This window comes from Trinickia sp., from assembly GCF_036503415.1.
Lineage (GTDB): Bacteria > Pseudomonadota > Gammaproteobacteria > Burkholderiales > Burkholderiaceae > Trinickia.
Genome location: NZ_DASXWY010000065.1, coordinates 1 through 3623, shown reverse-complemented (window position 1 = coordinate 3623; position 3623 = coordinate 1). Strand labels below are relative to the sequence as shown.

Sequence of the window (3623 nt, the reverse complement as noted above, 5' to 3'; positions counted from 1 at the left end):
GTGTGTAATCAAAACCATCGGAATGTCGAGGCGCGCCTGCAGCTCCGCCAGTTCGCGCCGCGTCCGCTCGCGCATGCCGGCGTCGAGCGCGGCGAACGGTTCGTCGAGCAGCAGCATGTTCGGTTGCGAAACGAGCGCGCGGGCGAGCGCAACGCGTTGTTTCTGGCCGCCCGACAACTGCGCGGGATAATTGCCGGCTACGCTTTCGAGCGCGAAGGCATCGATCCAGTAATCGACGGACTCGTGCGCTTGCCGCGCGCCCGGGTTGAGCCATCCCCGACGCAATGAAAAACCGATGTTCTGCCGGACGTTCAGATGCGGGAAGAGCGCATAGTCCTGGAAGAGATAGGCCGCGCCGCGTTCGCGCGCAGGCAGATCGATGCCCCGGGCCGAGTCGAAGAGGGTCTTGCCCGCGAGCGAGATGACGCCGTCGTCGGGCCGCAGCAGACCCGCGATCGCCTGCAACGTCAGCGTCTTGCCGGCGCCCGACGGGCCGAACAGCACGATACGGCGGCAATGGGCCTCGAACGAGACGTCGAGCGTGAAGCGCCGCTCGCGCGTGACCAGCGTTTTCCGGATGGCGACGGAAAGGATCATCCGCGGTGCGTCGGTGGCGCGTGCAGCGAGCGTGGAACCGTTCGAGCCTGTCATCTCAGCGCGAAGTCAAAAGCGAATGTTGCGGAACGAGCCGTCCGGCAATGAGCAGCACCGCGACGCAGACGACAGACGTCACGAGCACGAGCGTGTTGGCGGTTGCATCGTCGCCCGCTTGAACGGCGGCGTAGACCGCGACCGATAGCGTCTGCGTGCGTCCGGGCAGGTTGCCCGCGATCATGAGCGTGGCGCCGAACTCGCCCAGCGCGCGTGCAAAAGCGAGCAGTGCGCCGGCGAGAATACCGCGCGCGGCAAGCGGCAGCGTGACGCGGAAAAAGAGCGCCGTTTCCCCGAGCCCCAGCGTGCGCCCAGCCTGTTCGAACTGAGGCTCCACGGCCTCGAACGCGGCCCGCGCCGATTTCAATACCAGCGGAAACGCAGCCACCATCGCTGCGACGACGGCACCTTGCCAGCTGAAAACGAGGTGAATGCCCAACGACTCGAGTTCTCCACCCAGCACGCCCCGCCGGCCGAGCAACACCAGGAGGTAATACCCCAGCACCGTGGGCGGCATGACGAGCGGCAACGTCAGCAGCGAATCGACGACATCGCGCGCGCCGGATCGCCAACGCGCGAGCGCCAGTCCCACTGCAACGCCAAGCACGAGATCGAGCGCGGTGGCCCATCCGGCTACTTTCAACGAGAGGAGCAGAGGCGTCCAGGCGGGTTCCATCATCGGTCGGCCCGTGTGCAGACTTCGATATCGATCATTGCGCGGCCGGCTTGAAGCCGTATTTGACGAGCGTGGTTTGCCCCGCCGAAGAGCGGACGTAATCGACGAATGCCTTCGCCTCGCCGGCGTGCTGGCTCGTTTTGACGATGGCGATGGGGTAGGCGATCGGTTGCGGCGTCGGCAACGTTGCCGCGACTTTCACGCGCCGCCCGGCAATGGCAGCATCCGTGCCGAACACGAATCCGGCCTCGACTTCTCCGCGCGCGACGTAATCGAGGCACTGCCGAACGTTGGTCGCCAGTACCGCCTTCGCCTTGATCGCTTCCCAGAGTTGCTTGCTGTCTGCTTCGAGCGCCTTTTGCGTGTAGCGGCCCGCGGGCACCGACGCCGGATCCGCGAGGGCGACGCGTGCGACGTCCGGACGCGTGGCGAGCTCGTGTGGCGTCTTGAGCGCCAACTTGCCGTCGGCCGGTACGATCATCACCAGCGAATTTGCGGCGAAATCGACGCGCGACGCTGTATCGATCACCCCCGCGCCTACGGCCTTGTCCATCGCAGTCTGGTCTGCGGACGCGAAGACGTCGGCCGGCGCGCCGTTCGCAATTTGCCGCATGAGAATGTCCGAAGCGCCGAAGTTGAGTATCACTTTCGTCCCGGGATGCTGTTGCTCGAACGCTGCGGCGATGTTCTTGAAGGCGTCCGTCAGGCTGGTGGCGGCGGATACCACGAGTTCATCGGCGTGAGCCGCTTGATGGAAAACGCAGCCGAGTACCGCGACGGCCGCTGCGGCGAGCCGGGCACCGGTGCGCCGCCCGGTAGACGAAAAGAAGGTCATGACGCTCAGGGTCGGAGTGAAAACGCTATCGTAATATAACCGAGGTTATAACGGTTCAGCCGCGCGTGGTAGTGCGAGTGCATTCCTCGTGCAAAGGAAGGTGCAAAGGGCCGATGACGCCTGAAGCGAACCGGTTTTCAGGCCACGCCGGGCCCGAGCGCGGCGTCGCGCGGCAAGACGGCTGCGGGCGCTCGGCGTGGCGCCTCGATACGGGCTTTCCAGCGTGCGCGAATGAACGGCCGCTCGCGGCCCGATAGATGAAGGGCGACGTGGGTGATCCAGCGCTGCGTCGGAACGCGCACGTCATGCAGGGCCACGGCCAGCATCAACAGACTGACCGCGACGGGAACGACCGAAAGTTTGCCCGGCCGCGCATTCCACGCGTACTTGACGAACAGCACGGCGACGAGGGCTCCTACGCCGCAGCCCGCCACGGCCTCGGACGGCGAGTGAGCGTCCAATACCACGCGTGACAGGCCGACCGCGACCCCAGCGGCGAGCCCCATCGCGATACCGGCTATACGCACCCGCGCGCGCGCCGGCAACAGGATGAGAAAGATGCCGACGGGATAGACCGCGGTCGAGAGCATGGCATGCCCGCTCACGCCGGTGAAGTCCCAGGCTCGGACACCGACACCCCATCCGAGAAAGGCGATTTTCGTGAGCGCGACGATACCGACAGCGCCCGCGAGCAGCCCGAGCCATGCAAGCGCCAGCCGCCATGTATAGCCGAGCGCGAGCCACAGCGCGATGGTCAACGCGAGGGGCAACGTGAGACCCGCGCCGCCGAGGCGCGTGATCGAATACCAGAGGTGAAGCGGCAGGTCGTACATAACGGGGAATGCCGTTCGCGTGCTGCGTCCGGCTTGATCATACGTTCACAACGCGCGAGCCGGCCGCAAGGACGACAAAAACCGTGCGCGAACGAACAGAGTATAGCGGCAGCGTCGGCGGACGAGCGCGGCGCATCGACAGGGCGTAGTATTGTGCATTGCGTCATGAAAGATGGCTGCCAGCACGGTCGTACCATTGGGAGATCCCGTAGATGACGAAAGGGCTTAGTAAAATCTGGCTTCGCAGCATTAAACGGCTCGTATCCGCGCAGGCCCAATATTTGCGCGCCGCAACAAAAAAGCAGCGTCGCTCGCGCACGGGCAGCGCCGCCAAGGCCGCAACTCCAACCAAGGCGGTTGCCGCGAAGCGGCGCGAAGCGCCCGAATCGCGTGTGCGACCGCGTGCCGCGGCATGGGCCAAAGGAAGCTGGACCCGCTCTTTTCATTCGGCGCCCCCGTTGCCCGGCCAGCTGGTCAATCATTTGTCGTACGGTCTGTACCGGCCGCCAGGCAAATCCACGCTGAATATGCCGCTGGTCGTCATGCTTCACGGCTGCCAACAGACCATCGACGAATTCGCGGCCGGCACGCGCATGAATTTGCTCGCGGATGCGCAGGGCTTTGCCGT

At 65.2% G+C, this 3623-nt stretch carries 5 protein-coding genes; 1 reads left to right on the top strand and 4 read right to left on the bottom strand.

Annotated features, from left to right (window positions below; translation table 11 throughout):
- The 4 genes from VGL01_RS09255 to VGL01_RS09240 all read right to left on the bottom strand — a co-directional run.
- Positions 1 to 597: ATP-binding cassette domain-containing protein (locus tag VGL01_RS09255; protein ID WP_331568582.1), on the bottom strand; the 597-nt coding region annotated here is incomplete at its 3' end.
- Between the two features lie 55 nt (positions 598 to 652).
- Positions 653 to 1327, bottom strand: coding sequence for a molybdate ABC transporter permease subunit (modB, locus tag VGL01_RS09250; protein ID WP_331568580.1), 675 nt, complete (start codon positions 1325 to 1327; stop codon positions 653 to 655).
- Between the two features lie 34 nt (positions 1328 to 1361).
- Entirely contained in the window at positions 1362 to 2162 is an 801-nt protein-coding gene (gene modA, locus VGL01_RS09245; RefSeq protein WP_331568578.1) for a molybdate ABC transporter substrate-binding protein, read from the bottom strand.
- Positions 2163 to 2299: 137 nt separating this feature from the next.
- On the bottom strand, positions 2300 to 2995 hold the full coding sequence (locus tag VGL01_RS09240; protein ID WP_331568576.1) for a phosphatase PAP2 family protein: 696 nt from the start codon (positions 2993 to 2995) through the stop codon (positions 2300 to 2302).
- A 212-nt stretch (positions 2996 to 3207) separates the two neighbouring features.
- Between VGL01_RS09240 and VGL01_RS09235 the strand changes: the two genes are divergently transcribed.
- Positions 3208 to 3623 (top strand): PHB depolymerase family esterase (locus tag VGL01_RS09235; protein WP_331568575.1); only part of this gene is annotated, 416 nt, incomplete at its 3' end.

What these genes read in the sequence shown, in the direction of transcription:
- modB (WP_331568580.1), bottom strand. Translation starts at nt 1,327, where the DNA reads ATGGAACCCGCCTGGACGCCTCTGCTCCTCTCGTTGAAAGTAGCCGGA.
- modA (WP_331568578.1), bottom strand. Translation starts at nt 2,162, where the DNA reads ATGACCTTCTTTTCGTCTACCGGGCGGCGCACCGGTGCCCGGCTCGCC.
- VGL01_RS09240 (WP_331568576.1), bottom strand. Translation starts at nt 2,995, where the DNA reads ATGTACGACCTGCCGCTTCACCTCTGGTATTCGATCACGCGCCTCGGC.